This window comes from Pseudoalteromonas sp. SR45-5, from assembly GCF_014163565.1.
GTDB classification, from domain to species: domain Bacteria; phylum Pseudomonadota; class Gammaproteobacteria; order Enterobacterales; family Alteromonadaceae; genus Pseudoalteromonas; species Pseudoalteromonas distincta.
Genome location: NZ_JACJDN010000596.1, coordinates 1 through 2,442 on the forward strand (window position 1 = coordinate 1; position 2,442 = coordinate 2,442).

The 2,442-nt window shown below is 39.8% G+C and carries 4 protein-coding genes; 1 reads left to right on the forward strand and 3 read right to left on the reverse strand.

What is annotated here, in order from left to right; all coding sequences use genetic code 11:
• Positions 1-186, forward strand: a 186-nt coding sequence (locus H5072_RS20915) for a hypothetical protein (RefSeq protein ID WP_220488675.1), incomplete at its 5' end; no start/stop codon positions are given.
• Positions 187-207: 21 nt separating this feature from the next.
• On the opposite strand, the gene H5072_RS16925 is transcribed toward H5072_RS20915, so the two are convergent.
• The 3 genes from H5072_RS16925 to H5072_RS16935 form a co-directional block, all read right to left on the reverse strand.
• Positions 208-1,584 (reverse strand): aspartate ammonia-lyase, encoded by a 1,377-nt coding sequence (locus tag H5072_RS16925; protein WP_154903812.1) that lies wholly within the window; start codon positions 1,582-1,584, stop codon positions 208-210.
• 11 nt (positions 1,585-1,595) lie between these two features.
• Entirely contained in the window at positions 1,596-1,961 is a 366-nt protein-coding gene (locus H5072_RS16930; protein ID WP_223231703.1) for a hypothetical protein, read from the reverse strand.
• A gap of 101 nt (positions 1,962-2,062) precedes the next feature.
• On the reverse strand, positions 2,063-2,248 hold the full coding sequence (locus H5072_RS16935; RefSeq protein ID WP_024596419.1) for a hypothetical protein: 186 nt from the start codon (positions 2,246-2,248) through the stop codon (positions 2,063-2,065).
• Positions 2,249-2,442: the final 194 nt, after the last annotated feature.

The following is a 2,442-nucleotide window of genomic DNA, read 5'->3' on the forward strand; positions in this document are numbered from 1 at the left end:
TCTGAGGTTATTGTTACTTGCTGCGTTTCAGTTGGCGTTTTATCTAAGCATGCAGTTAAACAAAGTGGTAAAAGTATGGCTAACAATGGGGTACGCATAACAAACCTTGATAGTGATGAAATATTCATCACTATCATACACGGTGCATTTTTTACGGCAATAAAAACTATATTATCAAGTAATTAAAGCCGTGAAAAATATCGTTTATTAAAGTCCCCCCTGCGTTAGTTTGGTGGGATTAAGTAGCTTTTCGAGTTCACTGCGTGGTAAATCGGTTTCTTGTTCGGCTACATCAATAATAGGGCGGGCTTCCTTATAAGCCTGCTTTGCTATTTTTGCTGCTTTTTCATAACCGATCACCGGATTGAGCGCAGTCACTAAAATTGGATTTTTAGCGAGTGCTTTATCTATATTAGGCTTATTTACTTTAAAGCTGGCAATGGCTTTATCGCCCAATGCTTGTGCGCTATTGGCAAGTAATTCTATGCTTTGCAAAATATTATACGCAATGACTGGCAGCATAACGTTTAGCTCAAAATTACCCGCTTGGCCTGCTACTGTAATGGTCGCGTCGTTACCGATTACTTGTGCGCTTACCATGGCTGCGGCTTCTGGTATTACCGGATTTACCTTGCCAGGCATAATAGACGAGCCCGGTTGAAGTGCTTCTAGCTCTATTTCGCCTAAGCCCGCAAGTGGTCCTGAGTTCATCCAGCGTAGGTCGTTCGCTATTTTCATTTGTGCTACAGCGAGTACTTTTAATTGCCCCGAAAGCGCTACTATGGCGTCTTGTGAGCCGATGTTATAAAAAAAGTTACTACTAGGCGTAAATCTAATGCCTACATTGGCACTCAGGTTTTCTGCAAATTTGGCTGCAAACTTAGGGTCTGCATTTATTCCTGTTCCAACAGCTGTACCGCCTTGTGCCAGTTCGCATACACGCTCTAAGCTATGTCTAATTCCTGCTGCGGCATGGTTAACTTGTGACTGCCATGCACTTAGTGTTTGATCAAATGTAACAGGCATTGCATCCATTAAATGCGTACGGCCCGTTTTAACTATATGGCCTACTTCAGCTTTTTTCTTTTCTAGGCTTTGCGATAAGTTTTCAAGCGAAGGAAGTAATTCATACACTACATTTATTGCGCTACTGAGTGCGATAGCAGTAGGGACTACATCGTTAGAACTTTGCCCCATGTTTACATCATCATTAGGGTGAATGCTTTCACTGCCTAATCGGCTAGCAAGCGTTGCAATAACTTCGTTGGCATTCATATTTGAGCTTGTGCCCGAACCGGTTTGAAAAATATCAACGGGGAAATGCTCAACATGCTCGCCATCAATAATACTTTGACAAGCTTGCTCAATAGCATTTGCTTTGTCTTTACTTAAATGGCCAAGCTCGCAGTTACTTTGCGCAGCAGCTTGTTTTATATAAGCCAGTGCAGTGATAAATTGCTTTGGCATAGATAAGCCACTAATGGCAAAGTTATTAACAGCTCGTTGTGTTTGCGCCTGATAGAGCGCATCAGTAGGTACTTGTAGCTCGCCCATGCTGTCTGATTCTGTTCTAAAGTTGCTCATAAGTGTGCTCCTTAAAAAGGGTTGAATTCGTGACTAAGAATACGAGCTTCACGCTCAAGTATTAAAAATTGTGCAGTATTGTTATGCACCTTATAAAACCGTTTTAATGCTAATAATGGTTTGTATAGCTGCTCTAAACATTGTTTACGAATAGCATTATGTATAAGAGGGTCGCACATTTTGTTCATAATTTCATGGTGTGTGCGCCTAAGATAAAACTCTTGAAGCAAGGGATTATGTTGTTGCTCAAATTTTTTGGCGACGTTAAGGGCGGTTTCTATGTAGTCGGCAACGAGCATGGGGGCATGCAGGCCAGGTCTTAAGCAATGACAAGAGAGTTCTTGATGGTAGCGATGCTGGGCATAATTTGAAGACATAAAAAAACCGACTCAAGTTAACGATAATAGTTATCATTACATTTAATCGGTTTCAGTGTAAACAGTTATTATAAAAATTATTTGCGTTACTAATTTGAGTATTAATTGTAGCCAAGAATAAATATCTGATCTGTTTCATGTTTGCTCATCGCCTGTTGATTATGTTTAGGGTGCGAAAGTAAATCGATTACTGTAGCTCTCATATCAACGGCGTAACTATGATCGTCGGTGGTTTTTTCGGTTATAGCAATGGCCGCGTCTACAGCGGTATAAGGGGGTATATGCATAATTTTATCCTTTGAAATTTAATATAAGTTAAACCCTTTAGTGGGTTAACAATATAAAAGCATATTACGTACCAACCATAATGAGCCAGCTCAACCATATGATAGTTATAGTATTTAAAAATTACCTTTTTTTCATCACGACAAAATAAGCTAAATTTGCTTTACTGTTGTGCATTAATCTACAATTTTGGTGC

Excerpts from the sequence above, each read along its gene's own strand:
- H5072_RS16925 (WP_154903812.1), bottom strand. The coding sequence starts at position 1,584 with ATGAGCAACTTTAGAACAGAATCAGACAGCATGGGCGAGCTACAAGTA.
- H5072_RS16930 (WP_223231703.1), bottom strand. The coding sequence starts at position 1,961 with ATGTCTTCAAATTATGCCCAGCATCGCTACCATCAAGAACTCTCTTGT.
- H5072_RS16935 (WP_024596419.1), bottom strand. The coding sequence starts at position 2,248 with ATGCATATACCCCCTTATACCGCTGTAGACGCGGCCATTGCTATAACC.